This window comes from Corallococcus sp. EGB, assembly GCF_019968905.1.
GTDB lineage: Bacteria > Myxococcota > Myxococcia > Myxococcales > Myxococcaceae > Corallococcus.
In genome coordinates this window covers 8240072-8263504 of record NZ_CP079946.1, presented here as the reverse complement: position 1 = coordinate 8263504, position 23433 = coordinate 8240072, and the positions used below count along the sequence as shown (strand labels likewise).

Genomic DNA, 23433 nt, shown 5'->3' with positions numbered 1-23433 from the left:
CGGACGTCCCTCTTCCTCAAGCTGGGTTGCCGCCCGGGTCCCTACCAGGGGGGAGCAGCCCACGCCGTGCGCGCGCTGCCCGGGGCTTGAACAGTCGGCACGCGCCTGCTTCCCGGCCCCGCCTCCCGGTGCACCCTGCCCGTTCGTGGAGCAGGCGGCCCACCGTGCCGCCTGGCGGTTTTCCACGACGCCTGGTGCGTGAAACAGGCCGCGCTTCGTCCTGCATCCGACAGCCACGCGAATGCATGCGGCCAGCAGCGTTGCTGGAGGAAGGAAGGATGCCGCGCCGCGTTCAACGCGTGTGCTTGACTCGCCTGGTGGCCCGGCGGAAAAGCCGGTCGGGTCAGGCGGCCTCCCCCTTCCTTCCCCGCAGGCCGCCGAGGGAGCGCGGAATTGAAGCTCGCGACGCTCAGGGACGGAACCCGGGACGGTCGGCTCATCGTCGTCAAGCGGGACAACTCCGCCTACGCGCTGGCCACCAACGTGGCCCTCACGCTGCAAGCGGCCCTGGATGACTGGGGCCAGAAGGAGCCGCAGCTGCGCGCGCTGGCGCAGCAACTGGAAGCCGGCGCGGTGCAGAGCCGCCCGCTGGACGTGAAGGCGCTGCACGCGCCCCTGCCGCGCGCCTACGAGTGGGTGGACGGCAGCGCGTACATCAACCACGTGGTGCTGGTGCGCAAGGCGCGCAACGCGGAGCCGCCCGCCACGCTGCGCACGGATCCGCTGGTGTACCAGGGCGGCTCCGGCGACTTCCTCGCGCCCACGCAGGACATCCCCCTGCGCGACGAGGCGTGGGGCCTGGACTTCGAGAGCGAGGTCTGCGTCGTGCTGGGCGACACGCCCATGGGCACGCGGGCCGAGGACGCGGAGAAGCACATCAAGCTGGTGATGATCGCCAACGACGTGTCCCTGCGAAACCTCATCCCGGAGGAGCTGGCCAAGGGCTTCGGCTTCTTCCAGAGCAAGCCCGCCACCGCGTTCGGTCCCTTCGCGCTGACGCCGGACGAGCTGGGCCCCGCGTGGAGGGACGGCCGCGTGCACCTGCGCATGCGCAGCACGCTCAACGGCCAGCTGGTGGGGGACACGGACGCGGGCCCGGAGATGCACTTCTCCTTCCGCGACCTCATCCAGCACCTGACGCGCACGCGCACCTTCACCGCGGGCACCATCCTGGGCAGCGGCACGGTGTCCAACGAGGACCGCTCGCGCGGCATCTCGTGCCTCGCCGAGCGCCGGATGATTGAAACCATCGACGAGGGGAAGCCGAAGACGCCCTTCATGAAGCACGGGGACACCATCGAAATCGAGATGCTGGACGGCGAGGGGCACAGCCTCTTCGGCCGCATCTCCCAGACGGTGGTGAAGGCGCCATGAAGCACCTGCGGCTCTACAGCTACTGGCGCTCCTCCGCGTCCTGGCGCGCGCGCATCGCGCTGAACTGGAAGGGGCTCCCCTACGAGTACCTGGCGGTGCACCTGCTCAAGGACGGCGGCCAGCAGTTCTCCGCGGACTACCGCGCGGTGAACCCCATGGCCCGCGTGCCCACGCTGGAGTGGACGGAGGCAGACGGGCAGGCGCGCTCGCTGTCCGAGTCCATGGCCATCCTGGAATACCTGGAGGAGCGCGTGCCCTCGCCCGCCCTCCTGCCCACCGACGCGTACCTCCGCGCCAGGGCCCGCATGCTGGCGCAGATGGTGAACTCCGGGATGCAGCCCCTGCAGAACACGTCGGTGACGCTGCGCATCAAGAACGAGCTGAAGGCGGACGAGAAGGCCTGGGCGGCGCACTGGAACGTGCACGGGCTGACGGCGCTGGAGGCGGCGGTGCAGGCGACGGCGGGGCGTTATTGTGTAGGAGACGCAGTGTCGTTCGCGGACGTCCTGCTCATTCCGCAGCTCTACGGAGCGCGTCGGTTCGGTGTAGACGTGAAGCCCTATCCCACGCTGCTGCGCATCGAGGCGGCGTGCAACGAACTCCCCGCCTTCCAGGCGGCGCAGCCGGACCGGCAGCCCGACGCGCAGCCGGCGTAGTCACGAACCATCTTCTTCATTCACGAGGAGTCAGCGACATGGCCAAGCAGGAATCGCTGGGCATCAAGGCCCTGGAGAGCATCCACTGGTACGTGCATGACCTGGAGCGCAGCCGCCAGTTCTACACGAAGGGGTTGGACTTCGCGGAGGTGGCGGTGTCCGGGCCGGAGCTGGAGGCGCACGGCAAGCAGAAGTCGGCGCTGTTCCAGGCGGGCGAGATTGCCCTGGTGGTGAGCCAGCCCGTGGGCGAGGGCGGCCGGGCGTGGCGCTATCTGCGCAAGCACCCGGACGGCGTGGGCACGCTGAACTTCGAGGTGGAGGACGTGGAGAAGACGTTCAAGCTGCTGGAGCAGCGGGGCGCCACGTTCATCACGGACATCCAGCGCTTCACGGACGACGCGGGCGGCAAGCTGGCGTTCTTCTCCATCACCACGCCGTTCGGTGACACCACGTTCCGCTTCCTGCAGCGCAACAACTACAAGTCCATCTACCCGGGCTTCCAGGTGCACGCGCAGCCCAAGGGCGGCAAGAACAAGTACGGCTTCGACAAGCTGGACCACGTCACGTCGAACTTCCAGACGATGAAGCCCATGCTCCTGTGGATGGAGCACGTGATGGGCTTCGAGAAGTTCTGGCACATCGAGTTCCACACGGAGGACGTGGCGTCGCAGCAGAAGCGAGACCACGGCAGCGGCCTGAAGTCCGAGGTGATGTGGGATCCGAAGAGCGGCGTGAAGTTCGCGAACAACGAGCCCAAGTTCCCGTTCTTCAAGGCCAGCCAGATCAACATCTTCAACGAGGACCACCGCGGTGACGGCGTGCAGCACCTGGCCATCACGGTGAAGGACATCCTGACCTCCGTGAAGGACATGCGGCAGAACGCGGGCATCCAGTTCATGCCCACGCCGGGCTCGTACTACGACGCGCTGCCGGAGCGCATCCAGCGCATGGGCATCAAGAAGATCGACGAGGACATCAACGTCCTGCGCGACCTGGAGGTGCTCATCGACGGTGACAAGGAGCGCAGCTACATGCTCCAGATCTTCATGAAGGACGCGGCGAGCCTCTACAAGCAGGCGGACGCGGGCCCGTTCTTCTACGAGATCATCCAGCGCAAGGGCGACCAGGGCTTCGGCGGCGGCAACTTCCGCGCCCTGTTCGAGAGCATCGAGCGCGCGCAGAAGGCCGAAGGGCGCGTCTAGGTTTCACGCGTTCGTGGTGGAAGACCCCACCCCTCGCTCCCCTTTTCCGGGAGGCGGGCGGTGGGGTTTCTTCATTCCGGGAGTGGCCTATCTTCACGCCATGCGAATGCTCATGGGGCTGTTCGTGGCGGGCGCGCTGGGGTGGGGCTGTCAGGCCGCCGGGGTCGATGCTCGAACGAAGGCGCCGCGCGATTGCAGCGCCACGTATGTCGCCTGTGGTTGCGGCTGCTGCGGTGGAGTGGAGCCACAGGTGCAGTGTCTGTCCTGCGCGGACGGGGATGACCTCCAGGCCCTCATCAAGAAGGACCAGGAGGCGAAGAAGGATCCTCAGTGCGCCGTCATGGGCTGCTCCACCGGGACGAAGTACATGTACTGCGACGCGAATCCCCCATGACCTCTCCAGCGCAGCCCGGGACTGGGACGAGTGGGTCTGCCGGGTGTTCGAGGGCCGTCAGGCTTTGTCAGTCCCCTGACAGGGCGGCTGGGAGCGCGAGCCCGGACCCGGTCGCTCCTGTCCCTGGCGCACGACGCCTGCTGGTGGTCGAGGACACCTTCGCCATCCAGGGGCGCGGAGTCATTGTCGTTCCCGATGTGGACCTGGGCTCGGCGTGGCGACGGCGTGATTCGGGTGTCGCGGAGGCCGGGGTGGGCGCGGGCTCACCGCCACCCCGTGCCAACGCCTCCCGGTTCTTGAACATGATGAAGGCCCCCATCACGACGAGGAAGACGGAGAAGGCCCGCTTGAGGACCGCCTGCGAGACGTGGTGGGACGCCCAGGTTCCGAGGAGAATGCCCGCCACGGCGATGGCCGTGAAGATGCCGAGGTAGAGCCAGGGCACCTCGACGTGGCCGAGGTAGCCGGCGAAGCCCACGAAGGAGTTGAGGGCGATGACGAGCAGGCTCGTGCCCACGGCCTGCTTCATCGGCAGGCCCGCCAGGAGCACCAGCGCCGGGACGATGAGGAAGCCGCCGCCCACCCCGACGAGCCCCGTGAGCCCGCCCACGCCGAGGGCCGCCAGGGCCATGATGGGGAAGGACGCCTTGTGGGGCTCGGGCGCGCGCGCGGACTCCTTGCGCGCGGCGAGGGCGGCCTCCTTGCGGCCGTTGCGGAACATGAAGAGGGCGGCCACGAGCATCACCGTGGCGAAGAGCAGCAGCTGCAAGGCGCCAGAGACGAAGACGGCGAGGCGTGCTCCCGCGTAGGTGCCCGCCATGGCCACCGCGCCGAAGACCAGGGCCGCTCGGAGCTGGACGTTGCCCCTGCGCCAGTGGCTCGCCGCGCCGAAGAGGCTGGTGACGCCCACTACGGCCAGCCCCATGGCGATGGACTCCTTGGCCCCGAAGCCCAGGACGTACACGAAGATGGGCACGGTGATGATGGAACCGCCGCCGCCGAGCAGGCCGAGCGACAGGCCAATCAACGCCGCGAGCGAGAAGCCGAGGATGGGCATGGTGTCCGTTTCCGGCGCGGTGCGCGCTTCATCCCTGGGGTGCGCCTGGCTCGCGCACGGCGAGCATCCCGCCCGCCAGGTTGTAGAGGCGTTGGAAGCCGCCGCGGGCGAGCGCCTGCGCCGCCTTCGCGGAGCGGCCACCCGAGCGGCAGATGAGCAGCAGCGGCCGTTCCCGCGGCCACGAAGCGGCCGCCGCCTCCAGCGTGCCCAGCGGGACGAGCTCCGCTCCGGGAAGGTGGCCCAGGGGACCTGTGAACTCGTCCGGCTCGCGCACGTCGATGCGCCGCACCTCGGGGCCGAGCGTGTCGAGCTGTGAGGGCGTGACGTCCTGATAGGGGTGGGGTGTCATGGCTTGCTCCCGTTGGGAGAGGGCAGGGGACTCAAGCCCCCTGCGGTGAAGGCGCCGTGTGCCCACAGGCGCGGTTGGCTGGGACTGCAAGGTCGATCTCCTTGGGCCTGGGCAGGTGGAGGTTCTCCATGATGGCGACGAACTCCTCCCGGCTCTTTCCCGCGACGCGCGGGTTGTGCCGCTTCTCCTCGCCGATGCTCGTCACCATGTGACCGTGGTAGTCGTGCGCGGGGTAGACGCGCGTCTCGTCTGGCAGGCGGAAGAGGACGCGGGTGAGGCTGTCGTAGAGCTGGCTCGCGTTCCCGTTCTGGAAGTCGGTGCGGCCGTTGCCTCGCACGAGCAGCGCGTCGCCGGTGAAGACGCGGTCGGCCAGGAGGTAGCTGACGCTGTCATCCGTATGGCCCGGGGTGGCGAGCACCTGGAAGACGAGCTGCCCGACGCGGACCTCGTCCCCGTGGCGCACCTGGACGTCGGCGCAAGCGGCACCTCCCACGCCCCCCACCACCGTGGCCTGCGTGCGCTCGCGCAGCACGCCGGACGCGGTGACGTGGTCCGCGTGCACGTGGGTATCGAAGACGTGGGTGAGGGTGAGGCCCAGCTCGCCCACCAGTCGCAGGTCCCGGTCGGCCTGCTCCAGCACGGGGTCGATGAGGACGGCCTGTCGCGTGGCCTCGTCGCCGAGGAGATAGGTATAGGTCGAGGACTCTAGGTCGAAAAGCTGGCGGAAAATCATGTCGGTGCCTCCTGTCCGTGAGAGCCGGGGGCGGCGCAAAAGGATTCAAGACCTTCCCCTGGCGGAATCCCCCATCCTCCAATCTGGCTCTCACAAGACATGATCTCCTCCTTCCTCCCTCCCCTCCTGGGTGGGGCGCTCATCGGCCTGAGCGCCTCCTTGCTCCTCTTGGCCAATGGCCGGGTGGCCGGCATCAGCGGCATCGTGGGCTCGCTGCTGGCGCCCGTGCGCGGCGACATCTCCTGGCGCGTGCTCTTTTTCGCAGGACTGCTCACCGGCGGCCTGCTGCTGGCGTGGCTGCGCCCTGGCTCCTTCCCCGCTCCCGAGCCCTTGCGGGCGGGCGGCGCCTTGCTGCTGGTGGGGGCCGGACTGCTGGTGGGGCTCGGCTCGCGGCTGGGCAATGGCTGCACCAGCGGGCATGGCGTCTGTGGCATCAGCCGGGGCTCGGCCCGCTCCATCGCGGCCACGCTCACCTTCATGGCCACCGGCGTCCTCACCGTCTTCCTGGCCCGCCACGTCCTCTAGGGAAAGCCCCCCATGCGCTCGAACCTCAGTGCGTTTCTCAGCGGCCTGCTCTTCGCCCTCGGCCTGGGCCTCGGCGGCATGACGGACCCGGCCAACGTCCTCGGCTTCCTCGACCTCGCCGGTGACTGGGATTACCGGCTCGCGTTCGTGATGGGCGGCGCCATCGCCGTGCACGCGGCGCTGCGGCCCCTCATCCACCAGCGCGAGCGGCCGCTCCTCGCCGCGAAGTTCCCCGCCCTCGCCGCCAGGAGGGTGGACCGACAGCTCCTCGTGGGCGCGGCGCTCTTCGGCGTGGGCTGGGGGCTCGGCGGCTACTGCCCCGGCCCCGCGCTCACGTCGCTCGCCACCGGCGCGACACGGTTGCTCGTCTTCGTGCCAGCGATGTTCGCCGGCATGTACCTTGCCCGGGTGCTGCGAGCGCCGCGCAAGGAGGATGGCCCGGGAGGCATCCTGACGACCGGGCAGGCCTCGTCCCGGATGTGACGGGGCCCGTGCAGGAGGAGATCAGGTGATGTCGACGCGAACCGATGAGCAGCTGATGGAGGCCGCGCGCGCTGGCGACGACAAGGCGCTGGATGAAGTCCTCGCCCGCCACGAGAAGCAGGTGTACCGCTTTGGCCTGCGCATGTGCGGCTCGGAGGAGGACGCCAAGGAGGTGCTCCAGGAGACGCTGCTCGCGGCCTTCCAGGGCCTCCACGCGTTCCGGGGCGACGCGGCGCTGTCCACGTGGCTGTATCAGGTGGCCCGCACGCACTGCTTCCGCCTGCGCCGCAGGCGCGTCGGAGCGCCCGAGGAGTTCCAGCCCCTCGACGCTCCCGCGGCCACCCACGTCGCCGCGGAGGAGGCCACCCCGGACATGGCCTCCCACGCGCGGCGGATGGGAGAGGTGTTGCAGGCGGCCATCCTCGCGCTGCCGGAGGCCCACCGGGAGGTGCTCATCCTCCGGGACGTGGAGGGCCTCCCCGCGGAGGAGGCGGCGAAGGTGGTGGGCATCGAGGTGCGGGCGCTCAAGAGCCGGCTGCACCGCGCGCGGCTCCAGCTGCGCGAACACCTCTCCACGCTGATGGGAGAGGGCGCCCGGGGGCAGCCCTCCGGCTGCCCGGAGCTGGCACAGGAGCTCTCCGGGTTCGCCGCGCAGGAGGTGGACCAGGCCACCTGCGTGCGTCTGGAGGACCACCTGTCGCGCTGCCCTCGCTGTACCGACGCGTGCGACTCGCTCAAGCGCACGGTGTCCCTGTGCCGGCGCATCCCGGGGGACAAGGTTCCCGCCCCCGTGCGCGCGGCGGTGCGCCAGGCGCTGTCACGCGCGCTGCCGTCAGCCGTTACGAGGCCGTGAAGGGCAGGGCGGCCACCGTGACCGAGCCCATGCCGTCGCCCAGGGTCAGCTCCGTGCCCGGCTCCAGCGAGTCGCGGTGCACGTAGCCCAGGGCCACCCGCTGGCCCTTCACCGGGGACGTCACCACGCTGGTCACCCAGCCCACCTTCTTCTCCCCCTTGCGCAGCTCCGTGCCGGGCGCCACGTCCTTCTCACCCAGCAGGAGCCCCGCCAGCTTCCGGTTCATGTGCCCGCGGAAGGTGGCCCGGGCGATGACCTCCTGCCCGATGTAGCAACCCTTGTTGTAGGAGATGGCGTTCGTGAGGTTCGCCTCCAGCGGGATGGTGGTGTCCACCATGTCCTGCCCGTAGCGCGGCACCCCCGCCTCCACCCGCACCCGCTCCAGCGCCTCGAACCCCAGCGGCTTCAGCCCGTGCGCCCCGCCGGCCGCGACCAGCGCCGCCCACACCGCCTCCAGCCCCGCGCGCGGCACCAGCACGTCCACGCCGGACAGCCCGCCCGGCAGCGCGGTCCCCAACAGCCACACCTCCTGCCCGGCGAGGGTGGCCTTGCGGCTGGCCAGGGGCGCCAGCGGCTCGAAGGGGCCGCCCAGGGCGGCGGCCAGCGCCTGGGCCGTCCGGGGGCCGAGCAGCTTCAGCCAGCCCTGGTCCGGGGTGCCGTCGTGCAGCTCCGCGTCCTCGGAGATGAGGTATTTGTCCAGGAACTCCCGCACCTTGGCGCCCAGGCCGGGCTCCAGGTCCAGGAGCAGGTCATCCTCCCGCTTGAGGATGCGCGCATCTCCCACCATGGCGCCCTTCACCGTGATGAAGGCGGCGTAGGCGGCCGAGCCCACCGGGAGGTTCTTCACCTCCTGGGTCACCATGCCGTGGAGGAAGGAGGCGCGATCCTCCCCCGTTATCCGGAGGATTTCGCGGTAGGACGCATCGTGCAGTGCCACGGCGTCGCGGGCCGCGCCATACTCCGCGCCCACGTCTCCATACCCGGCCACCACTTCGCGGCCACCCACCGGAATGAAGCGGGCACCCACCCGCTCGTGAACAAAATGCAGCGTCAGCGGTTCCATGCCCGTCGCTATATAGAGGCGCAGGAGCGGATGCCACGATGGATGTGAAGCAGCTTGCGGCCTTCCAGGGCTTCTCAACGGAGAAGCTCCAGAAGCACCCCGTCTTCCAGTCCGGTCGCTTCTTCCTCGACGTCTACTGCCTGGCCCCGGGCCAGGCGCAGAAGCCCCACCGGCACGCCACGTCCGACAAGGTGTACCTCGTGCTGGAGGGAAGCTGCTGCTTCCGCATCGGCGACGAGGAAGCGGCGCATGGCCCCGGTTCCACCCTCTTCGCCCCCGCGGGCATCGAGCACGGCGTCGTCAACGACGGCCCGGACAACGCCCGCCTCCTCGTCTTCATGACCCCGCCTCCGGAGCACGCATGAGCAAGAAGGCCCCGACCCCGGCCGCCCCCGTCCCCACCCGCGGCGCACTCGCGCTGCTGGTGCTGGGGCTCGTCACCAGCGGGCTCGCCGTCTACCAATGGCTGGAGCTGCTCACGGTGCGCGCCGGCGGCACCACCGCGTGCAGCATCAGCGAGACCGTCAACTGCGCCACCGTCTGGAACTCGGACTTCGCCAGCGCCGTGCACGACACGCTGGGCATCCCCATCGCGGGCCTGGGCCTGGTGTGGGGGCTCGCCGCCGTGGGGCTCGCCGCGCTGTATCTCGCCTGGGCGAAGGCGGGCCGCTCCGTGCGCCCGGCCGGCAACGGCCTGCGGCTCTTGGCCATCGCGGGCGTCGTCTCCATCATCGTCTTCGCCACGGTCAGCGCCCGGCTGGGCGTGGTGTGCCCCACCTGCATGGGCACCTACGCGCTGGTGCTCGCCTTCACGGGCGTGGCCTGGCGCGGCCTGCCCGGGCCCTTCCTGCCCCAGGCGGGCGAGTGGGGCGACACCCTGAAGTGGACCGTGGGCATCTCCGCCGTCGCCTTCGTGGCCATGCAGATGCCCGGCCGGGCCACGCCGCACGCGTCGAAGCCCGGTGACGTCCTCATCCAGGGGGCCGCCGCCCGGGCGAAGGCGATGGACACCCCCAACACCCCCGCGCCGGCGCAGCCCGCGCCGCCGGCCACGCTGGACGCGTTCATCGCCAGCCTGCCGCAGGACCAGCGCCAGTTCCTGGCGGACGCGCTGGCCATGTACCGGGCCGCCACGCCGAAGCTCGCCGCCTATCCGCCGCGCGCGCTCTACGGCCCCGCGGACGCGCCGGTGAAGGTGCTGGAGTGGACCGACAGCAAGTGCCCCCACTGCAAGGCGCTGGTGGAGGAGCTGGCCTACATCAAGCAGTACGCCCCCCAAGGCATGCTGTCCGTGGAGGCGCGGCAGTTCCCGCTGGATGGCCAGTGCAACCCGGCCATCCCCAACCGCGGCGGGCCGGACGCCCTCAGCGTGCGCTGCGCCGCGGCCCGGGCCACCGTGTGCCTGGAGGGCGCGAAGGACTTCTGGGAGCTGCGCGAGAAGCTCTTCGCCGCGCAGGCCTTCCTGGACACCGACAAGGTGATGGAGCTCGCCAGCTCCGGCTCCGTGGCGCGCCCCCAGTTGGAGGCGTGCATGACGGCGCCGGAGACCATCGGGAAGCTGCGCCAGGATGTGGAGTACGCCATGCGCTACAACATCCAGGGCACGCCGCTGGTGCTGGTGAACGGCCGCGAGGTCCCCCCGTCCGCGGCGCTCATCTACTCGCTGGTGCTGGCGAGCGGCAATCCGGACGCCCCCGCCTTCAGCGCCCTGCCGCCCGCGCGCTCGCGCGGCGCCGCCGGGGGGCACGAGGGCCACGCCCACCCGTAAGGGGACACCTCATGGGCAAGCGCGACAAGAAGGACGAGGCCCCGCCGCCGGGGCCCTTCAACAACCCCTTCGCCGCCCTGTCCGCGCAGCGGGACGCGCTGCCCGCGGGGCCGCCTCCGCCCGCGCCCCAGGAGCAGTCGGCGCGGAAGCCGGAGGCCAAGGGGCCCGCGCGCGCCGTGGTGCGCATGGAGCGCAAGGGCCGGGGCGGCAAGGAGGTGACGGTGGTGGAGCAGCTGGGGCTGCCCGCCGCGCAGCTGGACACCTGGCTCAAGGCGCTCAAGGGCGGCCTGGGCTGCGGCGGCGTGGTGGAGGACGACGCGCTGGTGTTGCAGGGCGACCAGCGTGAGCGGCTTCCCGCGCTGCTGGAGGCGCGGGGCGTGCGCAAGGTCGTCGTCGGCTGAAAAAAGAGAAGGGGAGCAGGGCGCGAGGCCCGCTCCCCCTCTGACGCGCGGCGCGTGGGACTACAGCGCGGCGATGATGGCGTTGGTGAACTCGGCGGTGGTGGCGCTGCCGCCCAGGTCGCCGGTGCGGACCTTGGACTCGCCGCCGTAGACCTTCTGGATGGCGTTGCCCATGCGCTGGGCCGCCTCCTTCAGGTCCAGCCACTCCAGCATCATCACCGCGGACATCATCAGGGCGGTGGGGTTCGCGATGCCCTTGCCCGCGATGTCCGGGGCGGTGCCGTGCACGGCCTCGAAGACGGCGGTGCGCTCGCCGATGTTGGCGCCCGGCACCATGCCCAGGCCGCCCACCAGGCCCGCGCACAGGTCGCTGACGATGTCGCCGTAGAGGTTCTCCAGCACCATCACGTCGAAGCGGGTCGGGTCCTTCACCAGCTGCATGCAGAGGTTGTCGATGATGACGTCATCGAAGGTGATCTCCGGGTACTCGCGGCTCACCTTGCGGCAGCAGTCCAGGAAGAGGCCGTCCGACAGCTTCATGATGTTCGCCTTGTGGATGGCGGACACCTTCTTGCGGCCGTTCTTCTTGGCGTACTCGAAGGCGAAGCGCGCGATGCGCGTGGAGGCCTTCTCCGTGATGACCTTGATGGCCTCCACGACGCCCGGCACCACGATGTGCTCCAGGCCCGCGTAGAGGTCCTCGGTGTTCTCACGGACGACGACCAGGTCGACGTTCTCGTAGCGCGTCTTGACGTTGGGGACGCTCTTCACCGGGCGCAGGGACGAGTACAGGTCCAGCCGCTTGCGCAGGCCCACGTTCGCGGACGGCAGGCCGCGGCCCACCACGGTGCCCGTGGGGCCCTTGAGCGCCACGCCGCTGCGCAGCACCGCCTCCACCGTCTCGTCCGGGAGGTTGGTGTTGAACTTGGCCACGACCTCCGTGCCCGCGTCCTTGAACTCGAACTCCAGGGGGACCTTGAGGGCTTCGAGGACGCGGATGGTGGCCGCCGTAACCTCGGGGCCGATGCCATCGCCATTGATGACCGTCACAGTGCGCGTGTTCGCCATGGGGGCGGTTCACACCACAAATCCGGGAGGGCCGGAAGGGCGAAAGCGGCCGGGATTCACCCCGGGGCATGGCCCCCATCAGCCGGGGTGGTGGACCGTCTGGCCGCCCGGCAGGGGGGCCGTGGGGGACCCCGCGTGTGTGTGTCAAACATGTATCCGCCGCGGGCTCGCGGCGTCTGTCGTTGCTCCAGGCGCTCGCGGCGGCGGCCCGGGGGCCGGCTCAGTGGTCGAACGGGTGCGGCGCGCTGGGGCGCCCGCCCGTCGTGGGTCGCGGGCGCTTGCGGCGCTGGATGGCGTAGGGCCGGTAGAAGGATTCCCAGAGCGCGGCCCGGCGCCCTCGCGGCCGGGTGCGCAGCTCGCCCAGCGGCGCCCGGATGAAGAAGGACGCGGTGAAGAGATACGCCGCCCCCACGGTGAGGAACAGCAGCGCGAACATCACCACCGGCCCCGGTATCCAGGCCACGTGCGCCCGGTCCACGAAGTCCGAGAAGTCTCGCGGCGGTCTCGGGTGGCTGTAGACCTTGAAGAACCAGGTCACCAGCAAGACGATGAGGATGGGTCCATAGGCGCGGTTGAGCCGCGTCGCGATGGCGGACACCAGCGACAGCTGGATTTGCGGCCGGGACATCTCCACCGCCAGCTCGCGCAGCGCGTCCGGATCCACCGGCTCGCGCCGCAGCATGGGCGCCCACCAGCCATCCTCCAAGAGACGCACGCGGCGGTTCCACAGGTCGTAGTAGCGGTAGCGCCGCGCCTCGATGAGCAGGAAGGACACCACCATCCAGATGCCCACCAGGAACGTGACGTGCGAGCCTTCCGGTGACGCGAAGCCAAAGGAGATGACCGCCGCCGTCGTGGTGAGCGCCCAGTTCGTGGTGGTGTCCAGCCGCGTCCGCCACGTGTCCGAGCGGCTCAGCTCGCCACGGTAGAGCTGCGCCATGGCCTGCTGGGAGACCTCGGGCTGCTCCAGGTCGTTCTTCCTGTGCTCCTTGACGCTCATCCGTGACAGCAAAGGTGGGGACGGCCGCTCGCGATGGCCAGGGCGTCCGGGCGGACAGGCGCTCGTGACCCGTGACGGGCGCACCCCCTGTGGAGTGTCTGACATTGCCGCGCCGGGAGGAGACGTGGGGCGGGTGGCCCGGAGGCGGGAGCGTGCGCATCGTGCGCCCTTGAGCGTGCCTTCCTCTCATGACGCCATCACCGCGCTGTCGGGGCTGCTCTCGGACGAGGGCGAGCGCATCACGCGCCTGTGGTCCAAGCGCCTGCGCGCGGAGACGTACGACGTGGAGGTCCCCGGCCGGGACCTGCGCGCGCCGCTGCGCCATCTGCTGGATGAGCTTGCCCGGCTGCTCGAGGACCGGGGCGAGGACGCCGTGCGGCTGTGGCCGGAGGTGGTGCGCTCCCACGGGGCCTTCCGGTACGACCAGAACTTCGAACCGGAGGACCTGACCCGCGAGTTCAAGTCGCTCCAGGAGGTGCTGCTCTACGTCTACGCGCGCCGCAACGGGGGCGCCATCGACGCGGACGTGGCGGAGCTGGTGTCGGAGCTCGTCTGGGAAGCGGACGCGTCCGCGCAGGCCTCCTACGCGCGCGTGCTCAAGACGGAGGAGGTGCGCTTCCGCGAGGCGGCGGTGATGGAGTCGGTGCTCAACCACGTGGAGGTGGGCATCCTCCTGGCGGAGACGGACGGGATGGTGTCCTTCGCCTCGCCGCCGGTGAGCCGCCTGATGGGCGTGCCCATGCGCGCGGTGGTGGGCGCGCGCGCCGCCAGCTCGTTGGGGCCCGTGCTCATGCAGGTCAACGCGCGGCATCCCACGGGAGAGCCCTTCAAGGTGCAGGACATGCCCTTCCTGCGCGCGCTGCGCGAGAAGGCTCCGGTGCGCGGCGTGATGATGCAGCTGGAGCGCCCCGGCGGCGGGGACGCCACGCTGGAGATGAGCGCCACGCCGGTGTGGGAGGAGGACAACGTCCTGGCCGGCGTCATCCAGACCTTCAGCGACCGCACGGAGGCGGCCGTGAAGACCAAGGCCCTGGAGAACGCGCACGACGAGGTGCGCAGGCTCCAGGGACAGCTGTTGCGGCGCACCCGCCAGCAGGCCCTGGGACAGCTGGCGAGCGGCGCCGCGCACGCGCTCAACAACTTCCTCAACGTGCTGCGGCTGCGCATCACGCTCCTGCAGCGCGAATACAAGCCCGAGCACGTGGAGGCGCTGGACAAGACGGTGCGCCAGATTGGCGAGCTGGTGGCGCGGCTGCAGGAGTTCAGCGTGCAGCGCACCGAGGAGCGCCTGGCCAACGTGCCGGTGGACCAGACGGTGCGCGAGGCGCTGGAGCTGGCCCGGGGCGAGCTGGAGCAGCGCGAGCACCCGGTGCACGCGGAGCTGGACCTGGGCTTCCCGTGGGGCGTGAAGGTGGACGCGGGCTTCTTCCGCGAGCTCATCGTCAACCTGCTCCTGTCCGCGCGCGACCGGATGGAGGGCGGCGGCACGCTGGTGGTCCGCACCCGTCCCAGGGGCGAGGACTGGCTGGAGATGCGCCTGGAGGACGGCGGGCGTCCCTACGCGCAGGACGAACTGGTGGGCCTGTTCGACCCGCTGCGCAGGGATCCGGGCGCGCCGCAGTTCTCGCTGTTCCTGGCCGTGGCGCGCACGCAGGTGCAGCGCTGGGGCGGAGAGCTGACGGTGGAGAACCGGCGCGACGGCTCGGGGGCGAGCTTCATCGTGCGGCTGCCGCGCTTCGGCGAAGGCACGGCGGGCATGCCCCTGCCCTCCGAGCCGCAGCCCTCGCGGATGCCAGGGCCTCCGCCGCACATTCCCATGCGAGCGCGCCGCGTGCTGGTGGTGGACGACGACCTGGACAACGCGCGGATGATGGCCGAGGTGCTGGGCGAGGAGGGCTACGACGTGCAGGTGGCGCACAGCCCGGAGGTGGCCCTGCACATGTGGGAGCGGAATCCGTACGACGCCGCGCTGCTGGACGCGGTGATGCCGGAGATGACGGGCTGGGAGCTGGCGCGCGAGCTGCGGCGGCACACGCCCCAGGCGCTGCTGGCCATCGTCACCGGCATGGACGTGCGGGGACAGAACCGCGCGAGCCTCGCGCAGGTGGACGCCGTGTTCCGCAAGCCCATCGACGTGGGCGCGCTGGACGACTTCCTCTCCCAGAACCGGAGCGAGGAGGAGCCCTCCTCCGAACCGGTGGAAACTCACGACGCGACGCATTGAGAGGCCTGCCGCTCCGGCGTGTTTCCATTTTTCCGTTCTGTTTCTCAATTCCTGTCGTGGATATCCCGTAGGGGCTGATACTGTCTGTGTGTGTGATTGATTCCCGGTTTCTCAGGGCCTAGGGTCTGCATTGCCTTTTCAAGGCGAAGCAAACCCTCATCCCCCTCAACCAGGAGTCAGCCATGAAGAAGGTCCTCGCGCTTCAGCAGCTCGCGGCGAAGGAGAACGAGTGTCTGCGGGACAGCACGAGCAGCCTCCAGTGCAGCCTCACCTGCGCGCGCTGAAGAGGTCGTGACGCTCCCCTGGAGGGAGCAGGTCACCCGCCTGGATTCCGCCGGGCGGGTGGCCGCGGTTCTCCACCTGTCACGACCTGGAGCCTCGCATGGAGGAGTTCGCTTCCTTCACCTTCATCGACCCGGATTACTTCGAGCCGCTGGGCCGTCTTCCCGCCCGCTCCGTCTATCCAGACGTGCTCGCGCCGCTCCTGCCGGAGGACTGGAAGCTCTCCCGGTTCGATGTCTGGTTCCAGGCCCACCCGGAGCGCGTGGCGCTCCAGCCGCAGGGCTTCAAGATCCACGTCTCCTCCACCGCGGCGCAGGCGCCGGAGGTCTTGCGCCGGGTGGCGCGGGAGTGCTTCCGCGCGGGCGTGACGTTCAAGTTCGTCGCGGACCCCGTGCTGCTGCGCTTCCTGAACTCGAAGCGGTACGCGCGGGGCGGCTCGGGGAAGTTCGTCACGCTCTATCCCCCGGACGAGGCCACGTTCCTGTCGCTGGGCGAAGCGCTGCATCAGGCGACGCGCGAGCTGGAGGGGCCGTACATCCTGTCCGACAAGCGGTTCCGGGACAGCAAGGTGGTCTACTACCGCTACGGCGGCTTCGTGCGGATGACGCGGCTGAAGGTGGACGGGACGCGGTCGCTGCTCATCCACCGGCCGGATGGGGCGGCCGTCCTGGACGTCCGCACGCCGTACTTCCAGCTTCCGGAGTGGGTGAAGGATCCGCTGCCGGACGAACCCGAACCCGAAGGGGATGACTCCGGGCTCCTGAACGGGCGCTACCAGGTGCTGGAGGCGCTGGCGTTCACGAACTCCGGCGGCATCTACAAGGCGGTTGATCAGCGCACGGGGCGCACCGTCTGCCTCAAGGAGGCGCGGCCGCATACGGAGACCTGGCTGGGCGAGGGGCGGACGGTGGACGCCGTCACCGCGCTCCAGTGGGAGCACGACAACCTCCAGCGCCTCCAGGGCCTGCCGTGCGTCCCCCTGCTCATCGAGCGGTTCCAGGAGTGGGAGCACACGTTCCTCGTCACGTCCTTCGAGGAGGGCGAGCCCCTGGCCCACGTCCGCGTGAGCGAGGACTTCATCCTGCTCACCCGCATGGACGACCCCCGGCACGTCGTCCGGTGCTGCGTGGCGTGGCGGAACGTGGCGCTGCGCCTGCTGGACGCGGTGGTGTCCATCCACGCGCGGGGCCTGCTGGTGGGGGACATCTCGCCGGGCAACGTCCTGCTGGACCGGACCACGGGCGCGCTCAAGCTCATCGACTTCGAGGCCGCGCAGGAACACGGCAAGCCGTCGGTGTTCTCCGTGCAGTGGTTCAACCCGGGCTTCCGCGCGCCGGCGCGCAGACAGGTGCCCATGCTGGAGCCGTTCGACGATTTCTACGCGTGCGGCATGCTGCTCTACAACCTCGTCTGCCCCACGCAGAACCTGCTGGAGCTGGATCCGAAGCACCCGGTCTTCCGGATGCTCGACGCGTTCGTGGACGCGGGCCTGCCCGTGCAGGTGCGGAGCATCATCCAGGCATTGCTGGACGGACGCGTGGACGCCGCGCGACAGGAGGCGGAGGCATGGACTCCCTCGAACCTGTGACGCCGCTCGTGCCGGAGGCCGGGCTGCTGCGGGAGACCGTGCGCGGGCTCGCGCGGCACGTGGTGGCGTCCATGGACGTGCAGCGGACGGACCGGCTCTTCCCGTGCGACCCGCACGCGTTCCAGACGAACCCGCTGAACGTGGCGTACGGCGCCTGCGGCACGGCGCTGTTCCTGCACGATGCGCTGGGCGAGGTGCCCACGGCCGTGCGCGAGTGGCTGCTCGCGCAGCCCGTGACCGCGGACGTGTATCCGCCGGGGCTCTATTCAGGCATGGCGGGCGTCGCGTGGACCTTCCTGGAGCTGGGCCTGCCCGAGCGGGCCTGGGCGCTCCTGGAGCATGTGCCCGCGTCGCCGTTGGCCTTCGCGGCGGCGGACCTGTTCAACGGCGCCGCGGGCTGGGGCCTGACCGCGCTGGCGTTCCATCTGCGCACGCGGGAGGAGAAGGCGCTGGGGTGGGCCTGTCTGGCGGCGGAGCACCTGCTGAAGTCCGCGGAGCGCTCTCCGGCGGGAGCGCTCTATTGGCGCGAGGCAGGCCAGCCCGCCATCAAGCTGGGCTTCGCATACGGCGCGAGCGGCGTGGGCTTCTTCCTGTTGTCGCTCTGGCGCGTCACGAACGAGGCGCGCTACCTGGAGGCGGCGCGGCGGGCGATGGACTTCGACCTGGCGCACGCGAAGGAGCGGGAGGGCGCCTGGGTCTGGGGTACGGCTACGGATGACGGAGGCCACCGGCCCTACTGGCTCCAGGGCGGAGGCGGCATTGCCTCCGCGCTGATCCGCTTCTTCGAGGTGCTTCAGGAGGAGCGCTATCTGGACGCCGCGCACCGGGCGGCGAAGGGCTGCAATGTGTTCTTCGCCGCGGCGCCCCACCTGTTCGAGGGGCTGGCTTCCATGGGTGAGACGCTGCTCGACCTGTATCGGGTGACGGGGGAGCCCCGCTATCTGGAGCAGGCTCGCAGGAAGGCGACGCAGACGTTGCTGTTCCGCATCGAGCGGCCGGAAGGGCTGGCGTTTCCGGGCCGGCACCTGCTGCGCATCAGCCACGACTACGGCATGGGCGGGGCGGGCATCGGGCTGTTCCTGCATCGATTGGTGGGGCAGGGGCCCCGGAGGTTCCACGACCTCTCCCCGCCGAAGTGAGGACGCGGGGCTGGGCGCTCCGGGCGTGGACCATTAAAGTCCGCGCGTGATTTCCCCGGCGGAACTGGAGCGCCTGCGCCGCAAGGTGGAGGCGGGTGAAGTGCTCAGCGGCGCGGAGCTGGAGGCGCTGCGTGCGGAGGCCGCGCGGACTCCCGGACCTACGCTGCGCCTCACCGTGGCGCATGCGCTGGTCAACGCGAACGCGGAGCGCGAAGCCCTGCCGTTGATGCAGGCGCTGCGGCGTGACTTCCCCAAGGACCTCCAGGTGCGCCTGGGGCTCGCTCGCGCGCTGCTGGGGCTGGAGCGGCATCGGGAGGCGGAGGCCGAGCTGCGCGAGGCGCTGGTCCTGAGCCCCGGCGACCCGGAGGCCCTCAAGGTGCTGGCCGTGCTCGCGCTGCGGCAGGGCGAGGGTGCGCGCGCCCGCGCCTACGTGGCCGAGGCCGTGGAGCGGGACCCCTTCGACGAGGAGGCGAAGCTGTTGCGCGCGGAGCTGGAGGCCGCGGACCTGCCTCCGCCTCCCGCGCCCGAGGAGCAGGTGCTGCGCCCGGAGTTCACCGCCGCGCTCACCGCCGCGCTGGGGCGTGCGGGCATCGCCTTCCGGCGCCAGGGCCGGGACCTGCTGGTGAAGCTGGCCTCGGGCGGCGTGGGCCGCGTGGACGTGGGCTCGCTGTATGCCGCGTACCAGGAGGCCCCGGGCACGCAGGGGCTCACCGCGCACGTGGAGGCGCTGGCTTCGCGGCTGGGCGGCTTGTCCTCGGGCGTGGGTGCCGCGGGCGTGTCCCTGGATGCGCTGCGCCCGGTGCTGCGGCCCTCGGGCTTCGTGGCGGGGACGCAGGGCGCGCTGTTCCGTCCGGGGCCCGCGGGCCTGGAGGTCTTCTACGTGCTGGAGGACGCGGAGTTCATGCGCTACCTGCCGGCCTCCGCGCTGAAGGACGCCGGGCTCACGCTCGAAGCGGTGGACGCGGCGGCGTGGCACAACCTGGAGCCGCGGCCCGCGGACGTGCGGCCCGTCGTCATCGACCAGGGGGAGGTGCGGCTGGCGGAGGCGTTCTCCGGCGTCTGGGCGGTGGCGGGCGGCGACGGGCACGACGGTGCACGGCTGCTCACGAAGTCGCAGCGCCGCAGGTTGGATGCCGCCACGGGCGGAGGTCCGCTGCGCGTGAGCCTGGGGCGTCGTGAGATGGCGCTCCTGTGCCGGGACGCGGATGGCGAATCGGTGCGGAGGCTCGCTGAGCTGGGACATGCGCCGGACGGCGTGCCCGGGCTGTTCGTGCTGGACGGAGACGCGCTGCGGGCTGCGTGACCTACGCGCCCAGCGCCCGCTGATACACCTTCAAGTCCTGCTCGCTGAAGAGGACCACGGTGACGCGCTCCAGCTCCGGCCGCCGCGCCAGGGCCGCGCGGATTTCACGCAGCGCGATGGGCGCGGCCCGTTCAATGGGGAAGCCGTAGGCGCCCGTGGAGATTGCGGGGAACGCCACCGTGCGCAGCCCGTGCTGCTCCATCAACGCGAACGTGCTCCGGTAGCACGAGGCCAGCAGTTCGTCCTCGCCGCGGTCCCCGCCCCACCATGAGGGGCCCACCGCGTGGATGACGTGGGCCGCGGGCAGCCGGTAGCCCCGCGTGATGCGCGCCTCTCCGGTGGGACAGCGGCCCAGCGTGCGGCACGCCGCGAGCAGCTCCGGCCCCGCCGCGCGGTGGATGGCACCGTCCACGCCGCCGCCACCCGACAGGCCGGAGTTCGCCGCGTTCACGATCGCGTCCGCCGCGACGCGCGTGATGTCTCCCTGGATCAACTCCAACCGTTCCGTCATCCCGCGCTCCCCACCGGCAAGGTCTCCACGAACCGCACCTCGCGGAAGCCCAGCGTGAGCAGCAGGCCTCGCAGCGAGCGTTCCGCGGACTGACGCGCCTTCTCCTGGAGGCGCCGGTCCTGCCGCACCTCTTTTTCAAAGGCCAGGCGCGCCTTTTCCAGCAACTGCGCCGTCTGCGCGCTGTCCAGGTTGGAGTCGATGACCTCCGTCTCCCCGGGCCGCAGCGCCACCGTGACTTGCAGCGGCGGCAGGAGCACGTCCACGCGCGTGCCCACGGCGTGCAGGTGGCTGGCGTCGAAGCGCTGGAAGTCGAAGCCCAGGTGCGCGTCCGCGAACACGATGGCGCGGCCGTGCGGGTTCTGGAGCGTGTAGCTGGCCCAGAGCAGCACGTCCTTCCACAGCGCGTCCGTGGCCTGCGGCTCCGGCGTGAACGTGACCTTCTTGTAGAGGGACACGTCCAGCGTCTCCAGCCGGGCCACCTCGCGCATCTGTTCCACCACCGCCGCCGTGTCCGGCAGCCGGGGAGCCGTGGGACGCAGCAGCCCCCAGGCTGCCAGGGCGCCGAGCGCCAGCGCGGCGAGGAGGGACAGGGCTCGCGAGACGTTCTTCGCCATGGGCGGGAAGTCTACCCGCTTCCGCACCGGGGGCGTTCTGGGGCAGCGTGCGGACGCGGGCTTCCGGACAGGGACTCGCGAAGGAGTAGCGCAGGATGGAGCTGACGGACGTGGAGGCGGAGGCCCTGGGTTCCCAGGGATACTTCGTGCGGGACGCCTTCCTTGGTGAGGCGCGGGCGCTGGCGGCAAGGGCCGCGGCGCTCGCGCGAGTGGAGGCCGGAATGCTGAAGCCCGCAGGCATCCGGCGCGGCGCGGACCACGCGCTTGATAGGTCCGTACGTGGCGACCACATCGAGTGGGTATTGCCCGGCGCGGCCCCCGAGCTCGAAGCCCTGTGGCACCGCTTCCAGGCATTGGGAGAGGCCGTGTCCACGGGCTCATACCTGGGGCTGGGCCGCTTCGACGTGCAGCTCGCCTGTTATCCCGGCGGCGGCGCGCACTACACCCGCCATCGCGATGCGTTTCCGGGCCGGTCCAACCGCCGCCTCACCGCCGTCTGGTACGCGAACGCGGATTGGAAGCCGGAGCACGGCGGCGTGCTGCGCCTCTTTCCGGAGGATACCGGCGCCCCGGTGGACGTGGCGCCGGTGCTGGACCGCCTGGTGGTGTTCCTGAGCGAGCGGCTGGAGCATGAGGTGATGCCCGTCCACGCCCCCCGCCTGGCCCTCACCGCCTGGTTCTACGGCCCGGGCACGTAATGGCTAGAGCGTCTCGCCCACATCAATGCCCGTCACGGTGATGCCCAAGGAGTGGGCGACGTCATATTCGAGGAGCACCTCGTCCACGACGGCGATGGCTGCGTCCACCTCCTTCCAGTCGAAGAGGAACACGCTGTAGTTGAGCAGGTCGTAGTTGAGGTCCTTGCTCAGATCCGCGCCGGGGCCAATCCCCGGCTGGGTCGGATGGAGGCCCCGCTGCATCATCCGTTGGATGAGGGTGTCGCCGAGGCCCTCGGCGCTGATCTCCGGACACTCGCCGGGCGCGGCGTCCTTGCCGGGCATGCAGGACGTCTGGCCGCGTCGATCCATGACGATGCGCCGGGTCTTTCCCCTCCCGTGGATCCGGATGTAGGTCGCGAACGTGGAGGGCTTCTGGCCCGCGGACTCCAACGGCAGCTCGATGCGCGGCCCGGTGGTGGCGTTGAGGGGCGTCGTCATCTGCGTCCTCGAACCCAGCGGCCCCTTCTCCAGATCCGTGTTCATCGAGGACGCCGTGGCGCAGCCCATCAGGAGGCCCAGCACGACGAAGATGGCAATGGACCGCGCTGCGCTTCCCATGGGTGGCTCCCGCTCTAGCCTGCGTCGTACACGCCCCCATCATGGATCGGACCCGGACCCGCGTCCCAGCCCGGACCCGGACCCGCGTCGTAGCCCGCGTCCCAGCCCGGCCCCGGCCCCGCGTCGTAGCCCGCGTCCGGGCCCGGGTTCGAGCCCTCCAGCGTGCCGATGATGTAGATGTCGCCCGTCCTGCCGCCCGGGCAGTTCTGCGCGTTGCGCTTCAGGTAGAGCTGCGCGTACGCCACGGAGCCCTGATACACGTCCACGGCCGTGGCGCCGGCGTACACCTCCAGCCCCGTCCGGTTGTAGGCCCTCACCTCCACGACGCGCCGGCGCCCGACGGGGATGTTGGGCAGGTAGCCCTCGATGTAGCCGTCGCCCACGTACAGGGACTGGGGGGACGGCGGCGGGAGGTCCGGCGCGCTCGCGGTCGCGGAGGCCGTGACGACACCGCACGCGTCCCCCGCGAGCGAGATGCTCATCTTCACGGACTCCGTACTCCCGGGGTCGCCCAAGTCCTCGGGCCCGGACCCGCAGGCCGCGAACAGCAGCGCGCAGCCCGTTCCCAGCACGAAACTCCATCCCATCCGCTTCATGAGGTCCCTCTCCCTGGTGGCGCGTCCCTTCCGCGCGACCTTGAGACACGCGGCCCGTCGGGCCTGGGACATGCCCCCGTGTCGGAAGTCGTGGAAGGCAATGACCCGCGGCGGAAAAGCACCGGAGCCTGCCTGCTCCACGGCCTGCCCGGGCCCGCGCGGATTCCAGGGGGAACGGTGGCGTCCGTGGCACCTGTCGCGTGACGGGAGCGTGTCTACGTTCTTTCCCAGTCATCTTCTTGGACGGGGGAGCGAGACATGTTCCAGAACAGGACGAAGCGTCATTGGATGGTGGGACTGGCGTTGGGGGCGTCCATGACGTTCCTCGCCGGGTGCAGCAGCTCGAAGGCGGCGCGCGTGGACGACGCGATGATGGCGCGCGTCCCCGAGGACCAGCTGGGCGACGTGCGCGAGGCGCAGCTCGCCCGCACCAAGGCCTCGGACAACGTGACGCGCGCCGAGGTGGCGGTGCGTGACGCCGAGCGCGCCGCGGAGGTGGCCCGCCGCAACGGTGACGCCGCCAAGAGCCGCATGGAGGCGGAGAAGGCCGCGGTGAAGGCCGCCGAGGCCACCGGGCAGCAGTCGCCCATCGCGCAGGCGAAGTCCAAGCTCCAGGGCGCCGAGGCGGGACGCGCCGCGGCGGACGCCGAGGTCGCCTGGCACGACCGCAAGACGGAGACGGCCAAGGCGGAGAAGGACCTGCGCGCCGCGGAGCTGAAGGTGGCGGACGCGGAGCTCAACCTGGCCCAGTACCGGGCGCTGGAGAAGAGCGGCGACGTGCGCGCCAAGGACATGTCCGAGGCGAACTTCATGTCCGCCCTCGCGGAGGCCAAGCGCGACGTGGAGGACTCCCGCCGCCGCCTGGATGAGCAGAAGCGCGTGGAGCAGAACGCCCGCGCCGAGTGGCAGCGGCTGCGCTCGCAGGCCCCGCAGGGCTACGGCGGCAGCGGCAACGCGGACTGACGCTCCGGCG

Annotated in this window: 26 protein-coding genes; 16 read left to right on the top strand and 10 right to left on the bottom strand. The window is 70.7% G+C overall.

Annotation, left to right across the window (positions count from 1 at the left end):
* The first annotated feature begins 393 nt into the window (after positions 1-393).
* The 4 genes from KYK13_RS33680 (at position 394) to KYK13_RS33665 (ending at position 3626) form a co-directional block, all read left to right on the top strand.
* A complete protein-coding gene (locus KYK13_RS33680) occupies positions 394-1374 on the top strand; it encodes a fumarylacetoacetate hydrolase family protein (protein ID WP_223638239.1) in 981 nt (326 codons plus the stop codon).
* Positions 1371-2030 carry a maleylacetoacetate isomerase gene (gene maiA, locus KYK13_RS33675; RefSeq protein ID WP_223638237.1) on the top strand — a complete coding sequence of 220 codons (660 nt, stop codon included), beginning with the start codon at positions 1371-1373 and terminating at the stop codon, positions 2028-2030. The genes KYK13_RS33680 and maiA overlap by 4 nt, the downstream gene beginning before the upstream one ends.
* Positions 2031-2068: 38 nt before the next feature.
* Positions 2069-3232: a 4-hydroxyphenylpyruvate dioxygenase gene (gene hppD / locus KYK13_RS33670; RefSeq protein WP_223638234.1), complete on the top strand. Its 1164-nt coding sequence runs from the start codon at positions 2069-2071 to the stop codon at positions 3230-3232.
* A gap of 100 nt (positions 3233-3332) precedes the next feature.
* Entirely contained in the window at positions 3333-3626 is a 294-nt protein-coding gene (locus tag KYK13_RS33665) for a hypothetical protein (RefSeq protein WP_223638231.1), read from the top strand.
* A 67-nt stretch (positions 3627-3693) separates the two neighbouring features.
* On the opposite strand, the gene KYK13_RS33660 is transcribed toward KYK13_RS33665, so the two are convergent.
* From KYK13_RS33660 to KYK13_RS33650, 3 genes are read right to left on the bottom strand one after another with little or no spacing between them, the layout of a single operon-like run.
* Positions 3694-4683: a sulfite exporter TauE/SafE family protein gene (locus KYK13_RS33660; RefSeq protein WP_223638228.1), complete on the bottom strand. Its 990-nt coding sequence runs from the start codon at positions 4681-4683 to the stop codon at positions 3694-3696.
* Between the two features lie 28 nt (positions 4684-4711).
* Positions 4712-5032 carry a rhodanese-like domain-containing protein gene (locus KYK13_RS33655; protein WP_223638225.1) on the bottom strand — a complete coding sequence of 107 codons (321 nt, stop codon included), beginning with the start codon at positions 5030-5032 and terminating at the stop codon, positions 4712-4714.
* A 31-nt stretch (positions 5033-5063) separates the two neighbouring features.
* Entirely contained in the window at positions 5064-5765 is a 702-nt protein-coding gene (locus KYK13_RS33650) for an MBL fold metallo-hydrolase (RefSeq protein ID WP_223638222.1), read from the bottom strand.
* A gap of 81 nt (positions 5766-5846) precedes the next feature.
* On the opposite strand from KYK13_RS33650, the gene KYK13_RS33645 reads away from it, so the two are divergent.
* From KYK13_RS33645 to KYK13_RS33635, 3 genes are read left to right on the top strand one after another with little or no spacing between them, the layout of a single operon-like run.
* The gene (locus KYK13_RS33645) at positions 5847-6290 is read left to right on the top strand and encodes a YeeE/YedE family protein (protein WP_370645457.1); all 444 of its coding nucleotides are present in this window, start codon (positions 5847-5849) and stop codon (positions 6288-6290) included.
* A 12-nt stretch (positions 6291-6302) separates the two neighbouring features.
* A complete protein-coding gene (locus KYK13_RS33640) occupies positions 6303-6773 on the top strand; it encodes a DUF6691 family protein (RefSeq protein WP_223638217.1) in 471 nt (156 codons plus the stop codon).
* Positions 6774-6801: 28 nt separating this feature from the next.
* Positions 6802-7626: a sigma-70 family RNA polymerase sigma factor gene (locus KYK13_RS33635; RefSeq protein ID WP_223638215.1), complete on the top strand. Its 825-nt coding sequence runs from the start codon at positions 6802-6804 to the stop codon at positions 7624-7626.
* On the opposite strand, the gene KYK13_RS33630 is transcribed toward KYK13_RS33635, so the two are convergent.
* Entirely contained in the window at positions 7613-8689 is a 1077-nt protein-coding gene (locus tag KYK13_RS33630; RefSeq protein ID WP_223638213.1) for a folate-binding protein YgfZ, read from the bottom strand. The two genes, KYK13_RS33635 and KYK13_RS33630, sit on opposite strands and share 14 nt — an antisense overlap.
* A 38-nt stretch (positions 8690-8727) precedes the next feature.
* Between KYK13_RS33630 and KYK13_RS33625 the strand changes: the two genes are divergently transcribed.
* Genes KYK13_RS33625 through KYK13_RS33615 form a run of 3 tightly spaced genes read left to right on the top strand, consistent with a single transcriptional unit; the run spans position 8728 to position 10858 of the window.
* Positions 8728-9054 (top strand): cupin domain-containing protein, encoded by a 327-nt coding sequence (locus tag KYK13_RS33625; RefSeq protein WP_223638212.1) that lies wholly within the window; start codon positions 8728-8730, stop codon positions 9052-9054.
* On the top strand, positions 9051-10457 hold the full coding sequence (locus KYK13_RS33620; RefSeq protein WP_223638211.1) for a thioredoxin domain-containing protein: 1407 nt from the start codon (positions 9051-9053) through the stop codon (positions 10455-10457). The genes KYK13_RS33625 and KYK13_RS33620 overlap by 4 nt, the downstream gene beginning before the upstream one ends.
* An 11-nt stretch (positions 10458-10468) precedes the next feature.
* Positions 10469-10858, top strand: coding sequence for a translation initiation factor (locus KYK13_RS33615; RefSeq protein WP_223638209.1), 390 nt, complete (start codon positions 10469-10471; stop codon positions 10856-10858).
* A gap of 60 nt (positions 10859-10918) precedes the next feature.
* Here KYK13_RS33615 and KYK13_RS33610 read toward each other — a convergent pair whose 3' ends face one another.
* Positions 10919-11926 (bottom strand): isocitrate dehydrogenase (NAD(+)), encoded by a 1008-nt coding sequence (locus KYK13_RS33610; RefSeq protein ID WP_223638207.1) that lies wholly within the window; start codon positions 11924-11926, stop codon positions 10919-10921.
* Positions 11927-12146: 220 nt separating this feature from the next.
* Positions 12147-12926 (bottom strand): DUF2270 domain-containing protein, encoded by a 780-nt coding sequence (locus tag KYK13_RS33605; RefSeq protein ID WP_223638205.1) that lies wholly within the window; start codon positions 12924-12926, stop codon positions 12147-12149.
* A 175-nt stretch (positions 12927-13101) separates the two neighbouring features.
* On the opposite strand from KYK13_RS33605, the gene KYK13_RS33600 reads away from it, so the two are divergent.
* The 4 genes from KYK13_RS33600 to KYK13_RS33585 all read left to right on the top strand — a co-directional run bounded on the left by KYK13_RS33600 (position 13102) and on the right by KYK13_RS33585 (position 19462).
* A complete protein-coding gene (locus KYK13_RS33600) occupies positions 13102-15150 on the top strand; it encodes a response regulator (protein ID WP_223638203.1) in 2049 nt (682 codons plus the stop codon).
* Positions 15151-15532: 382 nt separating this feature from the next.
* Entirely contained in the window at positions 15533-17020 is a 1488-nt protein-coding gene (locus KYK13_RS33595; protein WP_223638201.1) for a hypothetical protein, read from the top strand.
* Positions 16999-18159, top strand: a complete 1161-nt coding sequence (locus KYK13_RS33590) for a lanthionine synthetase C family protein (RefSeq protein ID WP_223638199.1) — start codon at positions 16999-17001, stop codon at positions 18157-18159. The genes KYK13_RS33595 and KYK13_RS33590 overlap by 22 nt, the downstream gene beginning before the upstream one ends.
* Before the next feature lie 46 nt (positions 18160-18205).
* Positions 18206-19462 (top strand): tetratricopeptide repeat protein, encoded by a 1257-nt coding sequence (locus KYK13_RS33585; RefSeq protein WP_223638196.1) that lies wholly within the window; start codon positions 18206-18208, stop codon positions 19460-19462.
* Between the two features lies 1 nt (position 19463).
* On the opposite strand, the gene KYK13_RS33580 is transcribed toward KYK13_RS33585, so the two are convergent.
* Together KYK13_RS33580 and KYK13_RS33575 are read right to left on the bottom strand one after the other, a co-directional pair.
* On the bottom strand, positions 19464-19973 hold the full coding sequence (locus tag KYK13_RS33580; RefSeq protein WP_223638193.1) for an O-acetyl-ADP-ribose deacetylase: 510 nt from the start codon (positions 19971-19973) through the stop codon (positions 19464-19466).
* A complete protein-coding gene (locus tag KYK13_RS33575; protein WP_223638190.1) occupies positions 19970-20587 on the bottom strand; it encodes a DUF4230 domain-containing protein in 618 nt (205 codons plus the stop codon). Before KYK13_RS33575 ends, KYK13_RS33580 begins: the two co-directional genes overlap by 4 nt.
* Before the next feature lie 95 nt (positions 20588-20682).
* On the opposite strand from KYK13_RS33575, the gene KYK13_RS33570 reads away from it, so the two are divergent.
* A complete protein-coding gene (locus tag KYK13_RS33570; protein WP_223638187.1) occupies positions 20683-21285 on the top strand; it encodes a 2OG-Fe(II) oxygenase in 603 nt (200 codons plus the stop codon).
* A 3-nt stretch (positions 21286-21288) separates the two neighbouring features.
* Here the strand turns inward: KYK13_RS33570 and KYK13_RS33565 are convergent, their stop codons facing one another.
* Together KYK13_RS33565 and KYK13_RS33560 are read right to left on the bottom strand one after the other, a co-directional pair.
* Positions 21289-21864 carry a hypothetical protein gene (locus KYK13_RS33565; RefSeq protein ID WP_223638184.1) on the bottom strand — a complete coding sequence of 192 codons (576 nt, stop codon included), beginning with the start codon at positions 21862-21864 and terminating at the stop codon, positions 21289-21291.
* Positions 21865-21878: 14 nt separating this feature from the next.
* Positions 21879-22460 (bottom strand): hypothetical protein, encoded by a 582-nt coding sequence (locus KYK13_RS33560; RefSeq protein WP_223638181.1) that lies wholly within the window; start codon positions 22458-22460, stop codon positions 21879-21881.
* Between the two features lie 258 nt (positions 22461-22718).
* Between KYK13_RS33560 and KYK13_RS33555 the strand changes: the two genes are divergently transcribed.
* On the top strand, positions 22719-23423 hold the full coding sequence (locus tag KYK13_RS33555; RefSeq protein WP_223638178.1) for a hypothetical protein: 705 nt from the start codon (positions 22719-22721) through the stop codon (positions 23421-23423).
* Positions 23424-23433: the final 10 nt, after the last annotated feature.

Excerpts from the sequence above, each read along its gene's own strand:
- maiA (WP_223638237.1), top strand. The coding sequence starts at position 1,371 with ATGAAGCACCTGCGGCTCTACAGCTACTGGCGCTCCTCCGCGTCCTGG.
- KYK13_RS33590 (WP_223638199.1), top strand. The coding sequence starts at position 16,999 with ATGGACTCCCTCGAACCTGTGACGCCGCTCGTGCCGGAGGCCGGGCTG.
- KYK13_RS33620 (WP_223638211.1), top strand. The coding sequence starts at position 9,051 with ATGAGCAAGAAGGCCCCGACCCCGGCCGCCCCCGTCCCCACCCGCGGC.
- KYK13_RS33555 (WP_223638178.1), top strand. The coding sequence starts at position 22,719 with ATGTTCCAGAACAGGACGAAGCGTCATTGGATGGTGGGACTGGCGTTG.
- KYK13_RS33640 (WP_223638217.1), top strand. The coding sequence starts at position 6,303 with ATGCGCTCGAACCTCAGTGCGTTTCTCAGCGGCCTGCTCTTCGCCCTC.
- KYK13_RS33570 (WP_223638187.1), top strand. The coding sequence starts at position 20,683 with ATGGAGCTGACGGACGTGGAGGCGGAGGCCCTGGGTTCCCAGGGATAC.
- KYK13_RS33660 (WP_223638228.1), bottom strand. The coding sequence starts at position 4,683 with ATGCCCATCCTCGGCTTCTCGCTCGCGGCGTTGATTGGCCTGTCGCTC.
- KYK13_RS33625 (WP_223638212.1), top strand. The coding sequence starts at position 8,728 with ATGGATGTGAAGCAGCTTGCGGCCTTCCAGGGCTTCTCAACGGAGAAG.
- KYK13_RS33605 (WP_223638205.1), bottom strand. The coding sequence starts at position 12,926 with ATGAGCGTCAAGGAGCACAGGAAGAACGACCTGGAGCAGCCCGAGGTC.
- KYK13_RS33610 (WP_223638207.1), bottom strand. The coding sequence starts at position 11,926 with ATGGCGAACACGCGCACTGTGACGGTCATCAATGGCGATGGCATCGGC.
- KYK13_RS33665 (WP_223638231.1), top strand. The coding sequence starts at position 3,333 with ATGCGAATGCTCATGGGGCTGTTCGTGGCGGGCGCGCTGGGGTGGGGC.
- KYK13_RS33595 (WP_223638201.1), top strand. The coding sequence starts at position 15,533 with ATGGAGGAGTTCGCTTCCTTCACCTTCATCGACCCGGATTACTTCGAG.
- KYK13_RS33575 (WP_223638190.1), bottom strand. The coding sequence starts at position 20,587 with ATGGCGAAGAACGTCTCGCGAGCCCTGTCCCTCCTCGCCGCGCTGGCG.
- KYK13_RS33655 (WP_223638225.1), bottom strand. The coding sequence starts at position 5,032 with ATGACACCCCACCCCTATCAGGACGTCACGCCCTCACAGCTCGACACG.
- KYK13_RS33615 (WP_223638209.1), top strand. The coding sequence starts at position 10,469 with ATGGGCAAGCGCGACAAGAAGGACGAGGCCCCGCCGCCGGGGCCCTTC.
- KYK13_RS33650 (WP_223638222.1), bottom strand. The coding sequence starts at position 5,765 with ATGATTTTCCGCCAGCTTTTCGACCTAGAGTCCTCGACCTATACCTAT.
- KYK13_RS33630 (WP_223638213.1), bottom strand. The coding sequence starts at position 8,689 with ATGGAACCGCTGACGCTGCATTTTGTTCACGAGCGGGTGGGTGCCCGC.
- hppD (WP_223638234.1), top strand. The coding sequence starts at position 2,069 with ATGGCCAAGCAGGAATCGCTGGGCATCAAGGCCCTGGAGAGCATCCAC.
- KYK13_RS33560 (WP_223638181.1), bottom strand. The coding sequence starts at position 22,460 with ATGAAGCGGATGGGATGGAGTTTCGTGCTGGGAACGGGCTGCGCGCTG.
- KYK13_RS33565 (WP_223638184.1), bottom strand. The coding sequence starts at position 21,864 with ATGGGAAGCGCAGCGCGGTCCATTGCCATCTTCGTCGTGCTGGGCCTC.
- KYK13_RS33635 (WP_223638215.1), top strand. The coding sequence starts at position 6,802 with ATGTCGACGCGAACCGATGAGCAGCTGATGGAGGCCGCGCGCGCTGGC.
- KYK13_RS33580 (WP_223638193.1), bottom strand. The coding sequence starts at position 19,973 with ATGACGGAACGGTTGGAGTTGATCCAGGGAGACATCACGCGCGTCGCG.